The organism is Halorubrum tebenquichense DSM 14210 (assembly GCF_000337415.1).
In the GTDB taxonomy this organism is placed as follows: domain Archaea; phylum Halobacteriota; class Halobacteria; order Halobacteriales; family Haloferacaceae; genus Halorubrum; species Halorubrum tebenquichense.
In genome coordinates this window covers 14,782-30,487 of the sequence record NZ_AOJD01000033.1, presented here as the reverse complement: position 1 = coordinate 30,487, position 15,706 = coordinate 14,782, and the positions used below count along the sequence as shown (strand labels likewise).

General features: G+C 71.9%; 12 protein-coding genes and 1 pseudogene. 8 read left to right on the top strand and 5 right to left on the bottom strand.

What is annotated here, in order from left to right; genetic code table 11:
- Positions 1-36 precede the first annotated feature (36 nt).
- From C472_RS05990 to C472_RS05975, 4 genes are all read left to right on the top strand, one after another.
- Entirely contained in the window at positions 37-1,314 is a 1,278-nt protein-coding gene (locus C472_RS05990; protein WP_006628912.1) for an alanyl-tRNA editing protein, read from the top strand.
- A complete protein-coding gene (locus tag C472_RS05985; RefSeq protein ID WP_049906376.1) occupies positions 1,311-2,309 on the top strand; it encodes an AIR synthase family protein in 999 nt (332 codons plus the stop codon). Before C472_RS05990 ends, C472_RS05985 begins: the two co-directional genes overlap by 4 nt.
- A 196-nt stretch (positions 2,310-2,505) precedes the next feature.
- On the top strand, positions 2,506-3,663 hold the full coding sequence (locus C472_RS05980; protein ID WP_006628910.1) for an acyl-CoA dehydrogenase family protein: 1,158 nt from the start codon (positions 2,506-2,508) through the stop codon (positions 3,661-3,663).
- Positions 3,660-4,232: an HAD family hydrolase gene (locus tag C472_RS05975; protein WP_006628909.1), complete on the top strand. Its 573-nt coding sequence runs from the start codon at positions 3,660-3,662 to the stop codon at positions 4,230-4,232. Before C472_RS05980 ends, C472_RS05975 begins: the two co-directional genes overlap by 4 nt.
- 42 nt (positions 4,233-4,274) lie before the next feature.
- On the opposite strand, the gene C472_RS05970 is transcribed toward C472_RS05975, so the two are convergent.
- Complete coding sequence (locus C472_RS05970; RefSeq protein WP_006628908.1) at positions 4,275-4,667, bottom strand: DUF5822 domain-containing protein; 393 nt, start codon at positions 4,665-4,667, stop codon at positions 4,275-4,277.
- A gap of 140 nt (positions 4,668-4,807) precedes the next feature.
- Here C472_RS05970 and panB point away from each other — a divergent pair, with 140 nt between their 5' ends.
- Positions 4,808-5,614, top strand: coding sequence for a 3-methyl-2-oxobutanoate hydroxymethyltransferase (panB, locus tag C472_RS05965; RefSeq protein WP_006628907.1), 807 nt, complete (start codon positions 4,808-4,810; stop codon positions 5,612-5,614).
- Between the two features lie 383 nt (positions 5,615-5,997).
- Here the strand turns inward: panB and C472_RS05960 are convergent, their stop codons facing one another.
- The 4 genes from C472_RS05960 to C472_RS05945 form a co-directional block, all read right to left on the bottom strand.
- The gene (locus tag C472_RS05960; RefSeq protein ID WP_049906371.1) at positions 5,998-6,873 is read right to left on the bottom strand and encodes a CPBP family intramembrane glutamic endopeptidase; all 876 of its coding nucleotides are present in this window, start codon (positions 6,871-6,873) and stop codon (positions 5,998-6,000) included.
- Between the two features lie 82 nt (positions 6,874-6,955).
- On the bottom strand, positions 6,956-7,567 hold the full coding sequence (locus C472_RS05955; protein WP_006628905.1) for an NUDIX hydrolase: 612 nt from the start codon (positions 7,565-7,567) through the stop codon (positions 6,956-6,958).
- A 57-nt stretch (positions 7,568-7,624) separates the two neighbouring features.
- The gene (locus C472_RS05950; protein ID WP_006628904.1) at positions 7,625-8,095 is read right to left on the bottom strand and encodes a hypothetical protein; all 471 of its coding nucleotides are present in this window, start codon (positions 8,093-8,095) and stop codon (positions 7,625-7,627) included.
- 115 nt (positions 8,096-8,210) lie between these two features.
- Positions 8,211-9,704: a DNA polymerase Y family protein gene (locus tag C472_RS05945; protein ID WP_006628903.1), complete on the bottom strand. Its 1,494-nt coding sequence runs from the start codon at positions 9,702-9,704 to the stop codon at positions 8,211-8,213.
- Positions 9,705-9,877: 173 nt separating this feature from the next.
- On the opposite strand from C472_RS05945, the pseudogene C472_RS05940 reads away from it, so the two are divergent.
- From C472_RS05940 to C472_RS05930, 3 genes and pseudogenes are all read left to right on the top strand, one after another.
- Positions 9,878-11,666 (top strand): annotated as a pseudogene (locus C472_RS05940) (PAS domain S-box protein).
- 96 nt (positions 11,667-11,762) lie between these two features.
- Positions 11,763-13,079: an MFS transporter gene (locus C472_RS05935; protein WP_049906370.1), complete on the top strand. Its 1,317-nt coding sequence runs from the start codon at positions 11,763-11,765 to the stop codon at positions 13,077-13,079.
- A gap of 281 nt (positions 13,080-13,360) precedes the next feature.
- A complete protein-coding gene (locus C472_RS05930; RefSeq protein ID WP_006628901.1) occupies positions 13,361-15,703 on the top strand; it encodes a methyl-accepting chemotaxis protein in 2,343 nt (780 codons plus the stop codon).
- The last annotated feature ends 3 nt before the right edge of the window (positions 15,704-15,706 follow it).

Sequence of the window (15,706 nt, the reverse complement as noted above, 5' to 3'; positions counted from 1 at the left end):
GTCACCTATTTATCCGCCCGCGCCCACGACCCGCCAATGACCGCTTCACGCGCACCGGCCGAGCCGACGGTCCGGGAGTTCGAAGCGACGGTCGAGTCCGTCGACGGCCGCGAGATCGTCCTCGACGAGACGTACTTCTACCCCGAGTCCGGCGGCCAGCCGGCCGACAGGGGGACGCTCGACGGCCACCTCGTCGACGACGTGGTCGAGCGCGACGGCGTCGTCGTCCACTCGCTCGATGCCGACCCGGAGGCCCTCTCGCTCGCGGCCGGCGACGCGGTGACGGGGCTGATCGACGACGCGTTCCGCACCTACTGCGCCCGCGCCCACACCGCCTCGCACGTGCTGTACGGAGCCGCGCGCCGGATCGCCGACGACCTCGGGTACGCCGGCTTCGACATCTCGGAGACGAAGGTCCGCGTCGACCTGACGACCGCCGAGCCGCTGGACGACGGCGACCTGATCGAGTTGGAGCGGCTCGCCAACCGCGCCGTCTGGGACTCGCTGCCCGTCTCGTGGGAGACCCACTCGGCCGGGGCGGCGCGCGATATCGACGGGATCGCGTTCAACACGAAGACCGAGGAGGGCGCGATGAGCGACGGCGCGGTCCGCGTCGTGACGGTCGGCGGCGCGAGCGCGGCGGGGGACGGCGAGACCCCGGACGCCGAGGCGTGGGACGTCGCCGCCTGTGGCGGGACGCACGTCTCGAACACCGCGGAGATCGGCCCGGTAGCGGTGTTGGAACGGTCGAATCCCGGCGAGGGCGTCACGCGCGTCGAGTTCGCGGTCGGCCCGACGGCGATAGACGAGGTCGGCGCGGTCCACGCCGCGGCGCTCGACGCGGCCGCGACGCTCGACGCGCGCGTCGGCGACCTCCCCGAAGCGGTCGCCCGACTGCGCGACGAGACCGACCGGCTGGAGGCCGACCTGCGGGACGCCCGGGAGGAGCTGCTCGCGGCCCGCCTGCGCGACCTGCCGACCGCCGAGGTCGACGGCGCGCGGTGGGCGATCGGCACGGTCGACGACGCCGACCCGAACGAGCTCCGGGAGCCGGCCAGCGAAGCGCTCGCGGCGGGGGAGGGGGACGCCGGCGACGGTCTCGACGCCCTCGCCGCGATCGGAACGGGGGACGCCCCGTTCCTCGTGGTCGCGGTCGCGGACGACGTGGCCGGCGGCGACCTCGACGCGGGCGACGTCGTGGACGCGGTCACCGACGAGTTCGGCGGGGGCGGGGGCGGCGGCCCGACGTTCGCGCAGGGCGGCGGGCTCGACGCCGACCCCGCGGCGGTCGCGGCGTGGCTCCGCGAGCGATGACCGGGAAGCTCGGTCCCGAGGCGCTCGCGGCCGCGCTCGCGGCGACCGGCGCGGCCGACTCGGCGGTGCGGCAGGGGCCCGCCTACGGCGAGGACGCGGCCGCGATCGACCTGACCGGAGCCGGCGGGACGCTCGTCGTCGCGGCCGACCCCCTGTCGCTGGCGGCCGAGTCGGTCGGGACGCTCGCCGTCCACGTCGCCTGTAACGACGTGGCCGCGAGCGGAGCCGACCCGCGGTGGCTCACTCACACGCTGTTCCTCCCGGACGACGACCCCGACCGGCTCCGGACCGTCGTCGACCAGGTCGACGCGACCGCGCGCGACCTCGGCTGCGCGGTCGTCGGGGGCCACACCGAGGTCCTGCCGGCGCTCGACCGCCCGCTCTGCTCGATGACGGCGATGGGGACGACGGACCGGTTCGTGTCGAGCGGCGGCGCGGAGCCGGGCGACCGACTCCTCCTCACCAAGGGGGCCGCGATCGAGGCGACGGCGATCCTCGCGACCGACTTCCGGACGGAGTGCCTCGACGCCGGGGTCCCGGCCGCCACGCTCGACGCGGCGGCCGGGTTCCTCGACGACGTGAGCGTCGTCCCCGACGCGGCCGCGGTCCGCGACGCCGCCACCGCGCTCCACGATCCGACCGAGGGGGGCGTGGCGACCGCGCTCGTCGAGATGTCGGCGGCGAGCGGGGCCGTCTTCGCGGTCGAGCGCGACGCGGTCCCGGTCCGCTCCGAGACCCGGGCCTGCTGTGACGCGCTCGGCGTCGACCCCCTCCGGACGTTCGGCTCCGGCGCGCTGCTGGCGGCCGTCCCGCCGAGCCGGGTCGACGGCGCGCTCGGCGCGCTCGACGCGGCCGGGATCGAGGCGGGAGCGATCGGGACGGTCGAGTCCGCGGACGGCGACGCCGCTCCGGGGACCGTTCGGATCGACGGCGAGCCGCTCGCGGAACCGCCGCGCGACGAACTGTACCCGCTCTGGGAGGCCCGGGACGCGTGAGCGTAGGCCGGAAGGCGGGAGCGTAGGCCGGAAGGCGGGAGCGTAGGCCGGAAGGCGGGAGCGTAGGCCGGAAGGCGGGAGCGTAGGCCGGAAGGCGGGAGCGTAGGCCGGAAGGCGGGCGGTCGGGACCGCCTCGTCGGCCGCGGCGACCCCGCCGATCGCTCACCTTTTTCCGTGGGGGATCGAAGTCGGTGACATGACCGGAGCACGCGTCGGCTCGGCGCTCACCGACGAACAGGCGGCGGTCCGCGACCTCGTCCGCGAGTTCGCGGCCGAAGAGGTCCGGCCGACGGCGGCCGAGGCGGACGAGACCGAGACGTTCCCGGAGGACGTGTGGGACGGGCTGGCGGAGCTCGGCCTCACCGGGCTGACGACCCCCGAGGAGTACGGCGGGTTCGGTGCCGACGAGACGACCTACGCGGTCGTCAACGAGGAACTGGCCCACGGGTCGCTCGCGGTCGCGACCGCCCTCTCCGTCCACTGCCTCGCGACCTCCTGTATCGCCGAGTTCGGGACGGAGACGCAGCGCGAGCGGTGGCTGCCGGAAATGGCCGAAACGGGGCGTCCGGTCGGCATGTTCTGCCTCTCGGAACCGCAGGCGGGGTCGAACCCCGCCCAGATGTCGACGACCGCGACGTACGACCCCGCGACCGACGAGTACGCGCTGAACGGCGAGAAGCAGTGGATCACGAACGGGCAGCGCGGCGGGGTCGCCGTCGTCTTCGCGAAGGTCGTCGACGAGGACCGCGACCCCGACGACGGGGCGATCACGCAGTTCCTCGTTCCCGCCGACGCGGACGGGTTCGAGGTCGGCAAGAAGGAGGAGAAGCTCGGCCTCCGGGCGTCTGACACGACCGGGATCACCTTCGACGACTGCCGGGTCCCGGCCGAGAACCGGCTCACCGAGCCGGGCGGCGGGCTGTCGGCCGCGTTCCGGACGCTCACCGAGGGGCGGATCGGGATCGCGGCGCAGGCGGTCGGCGTCGCGCAGGCCGCGCTCGACGAGGCGAAGGCGTACGCGGAGGAGCGCGAGCAGTTCGACCGGCCGATCGCGGACATCCAGACGATCCGGCACAAGGTCGCGGAGATGGCGACGGACGTGTCGGCCGCGCGGCTGCTCGTCCGCGAGGCGTGCCGGCAGGCGGAGGCCGGCGAGGACTACCGCGTCGCCGCCTCGAAGGCGAAGTACCGCGCCAGCGAGGCCGCGATGTCGGTGACCAACGAGGCGGTCCAGATCCACGGCGGCTACGGCTACACGACCGAGTTCGACGTCGAGCGCCTCTACCGCGACGCGAAGATCACCCAGANCGAGATCCAGAAGACGATCGTCGCCCGCGGGGTGCTCGGCGAGTGACCGACCGGATCGGTGCGCGGCTCGACGGCTACGACGCGGTCGTCTACGACCTCGACGGGACCCTCGTCGAACTCGCGGTCGACTGGGACGCCGTCGCGGAGGCGGCCCTCGACGTGTACGCGGAACACGCCCTCATCCCGCCGACGGAGGAGCTGTGGAAGCTGCTCGGCGCGGCCGACGAGTACGGCATCCGGGACGAGGTTGAGGAGGCGATCGCGGCCCCGGAGCGGGCGGGGGCCCGCGACTCCGCGCGCCTCCCGCTCGGCGACCGGCTCGCGGCCGGCTCCGCCCACCCGCCCGCCGGCGTCTGCTCGCTCAACTGCGAGGCGGCGTGTCGGGTCGCGGTCGAGACGCACGGGCTCGGCGACGCCCTGGTCTCCGAGGCGATCCTCGGCCGCGACTCCGTCGGGAGCCACAAGCCGGATCCCGAGTCGCTGCTCGCGGCGATCGACCGGCTCGGCGGGACTCCCGAGACCGCGCTGTTCGTCGGCGACTCGCGGTCCGACGCGGTCGCCGCCGAGCGCGGCGGCGTCGACTTCGCGTGGGTCTCGGACCTGCTCGCCGAGTAGCGTGCGCCGAGCACGGGGAAACGCGTCGGCCGCGCTCAGTCGTCAGTTGTCCCTTCCCGTCTCGGTCGACGTGTCGTCCGAGAGATCGTCGGCTTCCGGCTCGCTCGTCGCCGGTTCGTCGGCGTCGTCCGTGTCATCGGGTTCGTCGTCGGAGTCAGCGGTCTCGGCGTCCCCGTCGACGTCGCCGGACTCGCCGCCCCCATCGCCGGCCTCGGTCCGTCTCGCGTACAGCGCGACGGCCACCGCGGTGACGAACCAGATGGGCGCGCCGACCTGGACCGCGAACGCGGCGCGCGCGCCCCACGTCTCCAGCGTCACGAGCGTCGACAGCAGGGCCGCGACGGGCGCGCCGACGAGGATGGTGACGACGAACGTCGTCTGCATCACCCACGCGTAGTCGACCCCCTCGTACTCGGCCCGCTCGACTGGTTGCACGCCACGGACTCGGCGGCGGAGCGGCAAATCGGTGGCGGTCGGGGATCCGCGGCGCTTGCCCCCGGCCGCGTCGACCCCGCCGCCGCGCTCGCTTTCCGGTTCCCGACGATTTTATCGCGTCGCGCGGGTCACTCCGAGGTATGACCACGACGCGGGGACTCCGGGAGGGCGACGATCCGATCACGATGCTCACCGCCTACGACGCCCCGACGGCGGCGGTCGTCGACGACGCGGGGATCGATATCGTCCTCGTCGGCGACAGCATGGGCAACGCCGCCCTGGGCTACGACTCCACGCTCCCGGTCACGTTCGACGAGGTCGCGAGCCGGACCGCCGCCGCGGCGCGCGCGACCGAGGACGCCCTCGTCGTCGCCGACATGCCGTTCCTCTCGTTCGGCGTCGACGAGGCCGAGTCGGTGCGCAACGCCGGCCGACTCCTGAAGGAGGCGAACGCGGACGCGGTGAAGATCGAGAGCGGCCCCCACACCGTCGAGACGACCCGCCGGATGACCGAGGTCGGGATCCCGGTGATGGCCCACCTCGGCCTGACGCCCCAGCACGTGAATCAGCTCGGCGGGTACACCCGACAGGGGACCGAACAGGACGCCGCCGAGGAGATCGTCGAGCTGGCGGGCGCGCACGCCGACGCCGGCGCGTTCTCGCTCGTCTTAGAGCACGTCCCGGCGAACCTCGCGGGCGCGGTGACGGAGGCCCTCGACATCCCGACGATCGGCATCGGTGCCGGTCCCGACTGCGACGGACAGGTGCTCGTGATCAACGACGCGGTCGGGCTCGGCGAGTGGTCGCCCCCGTTCGCGAAGCAGTTCGGCGACGTGCGCGGCGAGATGGTCGACGCCGTGGAGGCGTACAAGGAGGCCGTGACGAGCGGCGAGTTCCCCGCCGACGAGCACTCGCACGTCGAGGAGGATCTGGACGACGTGTACTGAGACTTAGAATACGGCATCGTTTCCGGTGGAGAACCGACGATCGAGACGAGTCATTCCGGACTCCCAGCCGATCGCAACGACGAAGCCAACGTTGTGACCGAGACCGCCGAAGCCCCAGCCGGGAGGACTCGATGCGCTCGCTGTGGTCCTCGTCGGTCGCTCGCGTGGCTCGCTCCCTCCTGCGGTCCTTGCGTCGCGCGTCTTCGTCCTCCCGGCTGCCCCTTCGATTCCCGCCCCGCAACCGCACCTCACGCCTCCCCAGCCTCGTCGCTCACTCCGTTCGCGACTCCCNCGCGGCCGCCGATGGCGGCCGCTCGCAGGCACGCGCCACCGCAGAGAATCGGGGATTGTGTCGAGAATACCTCGTCAGCGGGTTCGACCGCTCAGACGGGGAAGAAGCCGATGAACGACGGCATCTGGCTCGGGTCGGTGGTAACGACGACGTAGAGGGCGGTGAACAGCACGGCGTTGTGGAGCCCGTGGAGCAGCGCGGGGACGACGAGGTTCTCCGTGTACTCGTACACCGCGCCGAACACGAGGCTCGGCACGAACAGGATGGAGACGGTCGTCAGGCGCGCGGAGGCCCCGCCGGTCAGCGCGATCACGTGGATCGCGGCGAAGATCGCGGCCGAGAGGAGGATCGACGGGGCCGCCGGCAGCGACTCGCGGAGCCGCCCCTGAACCACGCCGCGGTAGAGGATCTCCTCGCAGGGACCGATGACGAGGAACGAGGCGGCGATGAAGAGGGGGATGATCGACGGGTTCCCCATCGCCAGCTCGGCGCTGCTGTTCGCCGCCGTCTCCGTGCCGAGCAGCTGAACGATCGTCGAGACCACGAGGACCGAGATCAGGATGAGCACCCAGCTCCCGAGGACGATCCCGATCTCCTTGAGACTCGGCACTCGGATCCCGAGGTACTCGATTATCCCCTCGCGGTCGAATCCCCGCCACGCGAGGTAGCCGATAGCCAGGCCGCCGAACGCGACGTACTGGCCGAATATCAGCGTGAGGACGACGCTCGCGGCGAGCGAGAGCCCGCCGCTCGCGGCGTCGATGGCGAAGATAATGCCGCCGCTCGCGACCGCGATGACCGGCCCGAGGACGCCGAGAACGAGCGCGGTCAGGACCGCGATTCCCGGCGACCCGCCCGCCGCCTTCGGGTCGTCCGCGTCGCCGGAAAGCGTCTCCGGGCCGACGTCGTCGAACTCCTCTGACACCCCGCCGTCCGGAGTCGGATCGCCGCTGGAGGGATCTGTCATTGCCCTCGGTAGGACCCCCCGGGCAAAATGGTTGTCCGTGCCGGATCGCGCTCTGACCGTGAACCGGCTGACCCTCGCAGCCTCAGCGATGGAGCAGTTCGTACCACAGCACCGCGGTGACCGCGCGCCCGTCGCGGAGCCCGCCGTCGACGACCGCGGCGAGGAGGTCGTCGTACGGGACCGTCTCGACCGAGATCGACTCGTTGTGGTCGAGGTCGCGGTCGGCGGTCGGCTCGCACCCGGTCGCGAGCACGTGGTGGTGGACCGCGTTCGCCATCCCGTTCGTCGGCTCGACGGTCGTCAGCCGCTCGAAGGCGTCGGCCTCGTAGCCGGTCTCCTCGGCCAGTTCGCGGGCCGCGGCGCGCTCGACCGCGGCGTCGCTCGGGTCGCCGTCCGCGCTCCCTTCTCCCTCGTCCTCCGGCTCCATCGTCCCCGCGGGGATCCCGCGGTTCACCCGGCCGACCGCCTGCCGCCACTCGTCGATGACGACGGCCTCGCCGTCGGGCGTCAGCGGGAGCACTACCACCGCCGGCGGCTCGTCGACGTAGTGGAACCCGTCGGTGTCGCCGTCAGGGAACCGCACCTCGTCCCGGCGCACGTCGAAACCGGGGCAGGCGTAATCGACGGCTGAGTCGAGCGTCTCCCACGCGAGGTCGGCGTTGTCCGGGTGGTCTGCGGCGTCGGCGTCGTCCATGGATCGCGGTCGTCGCTCGGGAACCTAAACTCCCCTCACTCGCTCCCCCTTCCACGCTCACTCCCCGCGCGCCGTCGGCCCCGCGGACTCGCGCCGGTCCCGGACGCGCTCGACGGTGGCCGCCGCGAGGGTTCCGACGACCCACGCGACGGTTCCGAAGACCAGCGCCTCGACGCCGAGGAAGACGAGCCCGTCGGGCGAGAGGAACGCGGTCGCGCGCTCGGCGAGGGATCGACCGGAGAGCCCGAGGAAGTGGAAGACCGCGCTGTACCCGAGCAGCGCGGCGTAGACGGTGAGCCACGCGAAGAGCAGTCCGTCCCGTCGGTACGCGAGCCCGAGGGCGACGGCGACGCCGAGCGCCGCGGCGTCGAACGGGACGAATATCACGCCGCCGGCGATAGCGAAGACGCCGACCGCGTAGGCGGCGAAGGCGACGGCGAAACACAGGGGCGGTGCGACGAGTCGGATCCACGGGAGCGACCGGTCTCGGCTCGATCCGAGGAGGGCCGCGCGGAGGGCGGAGGCCATGCGCACCCGTTCTCGGGGTGCCGGCATAAATCTCCGCTCGACGGGGTCACGACCGGTTGCCCGACGGGGTCACGACCGGTTGCCCGACGGGGTCACGACCGGTCGCCCGACGGGGTCACGACCAGTCGCCGAGGGAGGCCTGCCCGTCGCCCGTCCGGCGCTCGGCGTCGTCCCCCGTCGCGTCGCGGTCCGTCTCCTCCGCGGTCGGCTCCCCGTCGACCCAGTCGGTGAGCTTCCCGCCGTCGCCGTCGGTGGCGGTCGTCCGAGCGCCGGCCCCGCGGGTGCGGTCGCCCGTATCGCCACTTCCGCCCCCCGCGTCCTCGCCCGCGTCGAACCCGCCGAGCGTCGCCTGATCGGTCTCGGCGAAGTCGAGCTTGGAGACGCGGACGCCCAGCTTTCGGACCGGGGTCTCGTCGAACTCGGCGAGCAGGTCGAGCGCCACCTCCTCGACGAGGTCCGGGTCGTCGACGGGGCCGGGGAGGCTCTTCGCGCGGGTGTTGACGTCGTACGGGGGTTCGACCGCCTTGATACCGATGGTCCGGTAGAGGCAGCCGCGTTCGCGGGCGCGGCGGGCCACGTCCGCGGCGAGCGCGGAGACGGTCTCGCGCTTCGTCGCCTCGTCGGGGGTCGTCGGCAGCGCCGACTCCCGCGAGAGGCTCTTCGGGAGCCCCGTCGGCGTCACCTCGCGGTCGTCGTCGCCCGCGGCGCGCCGCGACAGCTCCGGGCCGCGCTCGCCCAGCGCCTCGGCGAGGCGGTCGCGGTCGGCGGCGGCCAGGTCGCCGGCGGTCTCGACGCCCAGTTCCGCCAGTTTCCGCTCCGTGACGGGACCGACCCCGTGGACGTCGGCGGTCGGCAGCGGCGCGAGGAACTCCGCGACGGATCCCGGCGGCACGACGACGAGCCCGTCCGGCTTGTCGGCGTCGCTGGCGACCTTCGCGGCCGACATGTTCGGCGCGACGCCGACGCTCGCCGGGACCCCGGCCTCGCGCTCGATCCGCTCTTTGACGTGGCGGGCGTACCCCTCGGCGAGCGTCCGCGCCTCCGCGGGGCCGGCCGCGCCGCTCGGCGGCGGGTCCGCGGGGTCGGCACCGTCGACGCCGTCGTCGCCGTCACCGCCGCCGCTCCCGGCGACCGTCCACGCGGTCCGGTCGGTGACGTCCAGGTACGCCTCGTCGATGCTCACCTCCCGGCGGGTGTCGGCGCAGTCGCGCAGCACGTCCTTCACCTCGCTCGCCACCGCCTCGTAGAAGTCGAGGTCGACGGGGAGGTACCGCCCGGTCTCCGCCGGGTCCGGCGCGTCCGGGTCGTCCGGGTCCGCGTCGGCGCGTCGGGGGAGCAGCTCCAGGGCCTCCGAGATCGGCATCGCGCTCTCGACGCCGAACTCGCGGGCCTCGTAGCTCGCGGTCGCGACCGCGCCGATCGACTCGCCCGGCTCGTAGCCCATCCCGACCACGACGGGCTCGCCGTCGAGGTCGTCGTGGCGCAGCCGCTCGCAGGAGGCGTAAAAGCAGTCCATGTCGACGTGACAGACCACCCGGTCGGGCGCGTCGGCGTCCTCGCCGCCCGCGCCCGGGAGCGTCTCCCCGCCGACGGTCCTCCCGCCGGTCATCGCGTTCGGCTCCGCGCTCCGCGACCTTAAGAATCAGCCACGCGCGCCGGAAGTGGAGCCCCGTCCCCACCTCTCTACGCCCGACGCGTCCTCTCACGCCCGCTCCGGGACTCAGATCCAGATCCGATAGCCGGGTCGGTAGTCGTTTATTCCGCGCGCCCCTCAGTCCCCGTATGTCCGCAGCGATCGACGTGTTACACGTCGACGACGACCCGTCGGTCCTCGACCTCGCGGAGGCGTACTTCGAGCGGGAGCTCGACTCGGTGGCGGTGACGAGCGAGACCGACCCGGAGGCCGCGCTCGAACTGCTCGCCGACGACACCTTCGACTGCGTCGTCAGCGACTACGACATGCCCCCGATGGACGGGCTGGAGTTCTTCGAGGCCTTACGCGAGCGAAATCAGAAGATCCCCTTCGTGCTGTACACCGGCAAGGGGTCCGAGGAGATCGCGAGTCAGGCGCTCAACGCCGGCGTCACCGGCTACTTCCAGAAGGGCGGGCCCGAGCAGCTCCGCCGGCTCGCGAACCGCGTCGACCAGGCCGTCGACGAGTACCGGACCAAGGAGATCGCCGAGCGCTACTCGACCGTCATCGAGGCGCTCGGCTACCCCGTCTACGTCGTCGACGGGACGGGCGTATTCCGGTTCGTCAACGAGCCGTTCGCCGAGCTGACCGGGTACGACCGCGAGGAGATCATCGGGCAAACGCCCGGGTTCATCAAGGACGACGCGGCCGTTCAGGAGGCGGAAGACCGGCTCGGAACCATCCTCTCCGACTCCGGTCCCGACGTCCAGCACTTCGGGGTCGACATCGTCCCGAAGGAGGGCGACCCGATCCCGTGTCGGGACCACATGGCGGCGCTGCCGTACGACGGCGAGTGCTTCGAGGGCAGCGTCGGCATCCTCCGCGACGTCTCCGACGAGCGCGAGCGCAGAGAGGAGCTGGAGACGAAGACGCGCGCGCTCGACGAGGCCCCGGTCGGGATCACCATCACGGACCCCCAGCAGGACGACAACCCGATGGTGTACGTCAACGACCGGTTCGTCGAGATGACGGGGTACGACCGGGAGGAGTCGATCGGCGTCAACTGCCGGTTCCTCCAGGGGCCGGACACCGAGGAGGCGTCGGTCCAGCAGCTCCGCGACGCGATCGACGCGGACGAACCGACGAGCGTCGAGCTGTTGAACTACCGGAAGGACGGCACGGAGTTCTGGAACCGGGTGAGCATCGCCCCGATCAGCGACGCGGACGGGACGGTCACGCACTGGGTCGGCTTCCAGGAGGACATCACGGCGTTCAAGGAGCGAGCGCGAGGCGGCGCTCGAACGGCAGAACGACCGGCTCGACTCCTTCGCCAGCATCGTCTCGCACGACCTGCGGAACCCGCTGAACGTCGCGCAGGGGCGCGTCGAACTGGCGCGCGAGGTCTCGGACGACGCGGAGAACCTCGACGCCGCCCTCGACGCGCTCGCCCGCATGGAGTCGATCGTCGAGCGCACCCTCGCGCTCGCCCGCGAGGGAGAGACGGTCGGCGACCCGGAACGCGTCGACCTCGCGGTGGTCGCCGCCGACAGCTGGTCGACCGTCGACACCGGGTCGGCGGCCCTCTCCGTCGAGACCGAGCGCGAGGTGCTCGCCGACCCGGACCGGCTTCGGAACCTCTTCGAGAACCTCATGCGGAACGCGGTCGAGCACGCCGGCTCCGACGTCTCGATCCGCGTCGGCGAGCTCTCGGACGGCTTCTTCGTCGAGGACGACGGGCCGGGGATCGACCCCGCCGTGGCCGACTCCCTCTTCGAACCCGGCGAGAGCGGCGCGGCGGGGACCACCGGGTTCGGCCTCGCGATCGTTCAGGAGATAGCCACCGCGCACGGCTGGTCCGTCGCGGCGACGACCGGCGCGGACGGCGGCGCGCGGTTCGAGGTCCGCGGCGTCGACAAGCGGACTCCGGCGGCCCACTGAGTCGAGCCCCCGGAACTCCGCCGTCGCTCCGTCAGGAAGCGGATCGACTCCCCCCGTTCACAAGGACCTTTATCGTTCGTTCCGAACGCCGAGCAAATGGGACTGCTCTCCGGCGTCACCGACACCGACCGGCGCGTGATCGTGCTGGCGCTCGCGCGGATGGTCGGTGCCGCCGGGAACTCCTTCCTCATCGTCGTCCTCCCGCTGTACGTCTCCAGCGACCTCGTCGACATCGAGGGGCTGCTCGGCGCGGAGATCGGGGTCGGCGCGGCCGCGGTCACGCTCACCGAACCGCTGCTCATCGGGATCGTCCTCTCGCTTTTCGGGTTCCTCAACAGCCTCTCGCAACCGTTCACGGGACGGCTGTCGGACCGTGTCGGCGCTCGCCGGCCGTTCGTCCTCGCCGGAATCCTCCTCCTCGGTACCGCGAGCGGCCTGTACACGATCGCGACGAGCTACCCGGTCCTCGTCGCACTGCGCGCGATCCAGGGGCTCGGCGCGGCGCTCATCATCCCCGCGACGGTCGCGCTGGTCAACGAGTACGCCGCGAGCGACGCCGACCGCGGCGGCAACTTCGGCGTGTACAACACGTTCCGACTCATCGGGTTCGGCTTCGGCCCGATCCTCGCGGGCGGGGTCGTCGAGGCGGGCCCGTACGACCTCTCGCCCGTCGGATTGCCGGTCCTCGACGGGTTCGACGCCGCCTTCGTCGCGGCCTGTGCGGGGGCGTACCTCAGCTTCGCGCTGGTGTTCCTGCTCGTCCGGGACGCCGATGTCGAGGCCGAGGCGGGCGACGACGTGTCGATCCGGGTCCGCGGCGAGGACCGCCTGCTCGACCCGGTGTTCACGCTCGGGCTCGCCACCGTCACGATGGGCGCGTGTATCGCGCTGTTCGCGACGCTCCAGAACCAGGTGAACGTCCGGCTGGACCAGGCCCCGATCTGGTTCGGCGCGCAGTTCGCGGCCGTGACGATCGCGAACGTGATCTTCCAGGTCCCGGTGGGCCGCGCCAGCGACCGGATCGGTCGCCGGCCGTTCCTGCTCGCCGGGTTCGTCCTCCTCGTCCCGACGACGCTGCTTCAGGGGATCGTGACGGAGCCGGCGCTGATGATGCTCGTCCGGCTCGGGCAGGGGGTCGCGGTCGCGTGCGTGTTCGCGCCGTCGCTCGCGCTCGCCGGCGACCTCGCCCGCGAGGGCGAGTCGGGGACCACGCTGTCGGTGCTCACGATGGGGTTCGGGTTCGGGGTCGCCCTGGGGCCGCTGGCGTCCGGCTGGCTCGTCGGCTTCGGCTTCGTCGTCCCCTTCGCGGTCGGGGCCGCCGCCGCCGCGCTCGGGCTGGTCGCGGTGTTCACGCAGGTCGAGGAGACGCTGAACGTCGACGACGAGCCGGCCGCCGCGGCGGGCGCGGACTGACGCGACCCGGTCATCCTCGGGCCGCGGCGATCGGTCTCTGGCGGTGTTCGGGGCGGCGACGAGCCGGCTCGCTTGCCCTGATCAACGGCCCCAATTCTCCGCACTGATACCGCCGGGAGAAAGATTTTATCCGACTTGTTACGAGATATGATATGATGTTTTCATGCGGGACGACCGTGACGGCGACCGAACGCGGAAGCAACTGGTCGGACGCGACCGCTCGGACGCGACCGCTCGTAAACGCGCCCGTGCGCCGTCGACCACGCGCCTGACCGCGACGCATGGCACGGAACCCACTAAACTGGCTTCGCCGCAGCTATCTCCGGAAACTCCTCTCGCTGCTCCTCGTCGTCGGCGTCCTCGTCGGTGCCGTCGGCGGGGTCATCTACGTTCAGACGACCGGCGTCATCGCTGACAACACAGAGTCGGAGCTCACGAAGTCCGCGGAGATTCAGGCGAGCACCGTCGCAGAGTGGAGCGACCGCAACCGCGACCACGTGGCGACGCTCGCGTCTCGTGATGCCGTCAAGAGCGGCGACGACGCCGCGATCGCCGAGATGCTGTCCGCCGAGACGTCGCAGCTCCCGGACAGCGCGACCGGGATCCACCTCGTCGCCGCCGACACCGGTGCGGTCACGGCCAGTTCGGACGCCGAGGCCACCGGCGCGTCGTACGGCGAGGTCAGGTGGCTGGAGCTCGACGGGCGGCTTCCCGAGGCGGGCGAGACGACCGTCACGACCTCGTACACGGACCCGATAACCGGGAGCGACGCGGTCGCGTTCGTCGCCGCCGTCCCGGGGAGCGACGACCTCGTCGTCCTCCCCGTCGACCTCGCGGCGCGGAGCGCCGAGTTGAGCACACCGGTCGACGCCCAGGGGGCGTTCAGCGTCGCGGTGAACGACGACGGGTTCGTCGTCCTCAGCCAGGACGGGGAGAAGATCAACCGGCAGAACATGGGGGACGCCGCCGAGATGAGCGTCTCCTCGATGGCCGTCAAGCGGGGCCTCGACGGCGAAGTCGGCTACATGGAGATGGAGATGGGCGGAGAGCGCATGGCCATGGGATTCGCCCCGATCGAGGGGACCGACTGGGTGCTCATGACCCACGTCCCGGCGGAGACGGCGTTCGCGGTCCAGGGGTTCGTTCAACTCACCGTCCTCGCGCTGACGGCGGTCTCGATCCTGGGCCTCGGCGTCGTCGGCGTCTTCGTCGGTCGCAACACGACGCAGTCGATCCGCGACCTCGTCGCGACCGCGGACGAGTTCGAGGGGGGACGGCTCGACGCTGACCTCACCACCGACAGGGTCGACGAGATCGGCCGGCTGTACGCGGCCTTCGACGACATGCGCAATTCCCTCCGCACGAGCCTCAGCGACGCCCGGGAGGCGGAGCGGGAGGCCACCGAGGCGAGGGAGCGCGCGGAGGAGTTCAGCCAGCACGTTGAGGCGAAGGCGGCGCAGTACGAAGACCAGATCGAGGCGGCCGCGGCCGGCGACCTGACGCGGCGGGTAGACACGGAGAGCGAGAGCCGCGCCATGACCGACATCGGGGTCGCGCTCAACGAGATGTTGGCCGACCTTGAGGCCACAGTCGCCGACGTTCAGGCGTTCGCGAACGCGGTCGAGACCGCCACGACGGACGCGACCGCCGGGACCGACGAAGTAGAGACAGCCAGTCAGCGCGTCAGCGATTCGATCCAGCAGATCGCGGCCGAGGCGGACGAGCAGCGCGACAACCTCCGCACCGTCTCGACGGAGATGACGGAGCTCTCAGCCACGATCGAGGAAGCCGCGTCGACGGCGGACACCGTGGCGGCGACCTCTCAGGAGACGGCGGAGATCGCCTCGGAGGGCGAAGCGACCGCGACCCGGTCGGTCGAGGAGATGGAGACGGCGCAGACGGCGATGTCGTCGGCCGTCGAGAACGTTGAGGCGCTCGACAACCTGATGTCCGAGATCGACGAGATCGTCGCGGTGATCGGAGAGATCGCCGAGCAGACGAACATGCTGGCGTTGAACGCGAACATCGAGGCCGCGCGCGCCCAAGGCGACGACGGCGGCGACGGGTTCGCGGTCGTGGCCAGCGAGGTCAAACAGCTAGCCGAGGAGACGCAGGCCTCCGCGGATGACGTCGCGCACCTCATCGACGAAGTCCAGGAGACGACGGAGCAGACGACGACGGACATTCGCGACGCCGACCAGCGCGTTCGGGAGACGACGGACGCCGTCGAGGAGACCGTCGACGCGTTCGTGACGGTCTCCGAGAACGTCCGCGACACCAACAACGGCGTCCAGGAGATCAGCGACGCGATGGACGACCAGGCGGTGAGCGCGGAGGCGGTCGTCACGATGGTAGACGACGTCGAAACCCAGAGCGAGTCGGCGGCCGACGCCGCCGAGAACGTCTCGGCCGCCAGCGAGGAGCAGGCCGCCTCGATCACGCAGGTGTCCGAGACCGTCGACGGACTCGCTACCCAGGCCGATCGGTTACAGGACGTATTAGAGACGTTCACGACCCGACTCGACGCGGACGAGTCGGGCCCGACTGCGGAGCCTTCGGGGGATCGCGTCTCCTCGGCCGCTTCGGGGGAACGGGGTGCGACCGAACAGCCGACCACCGACTGACGC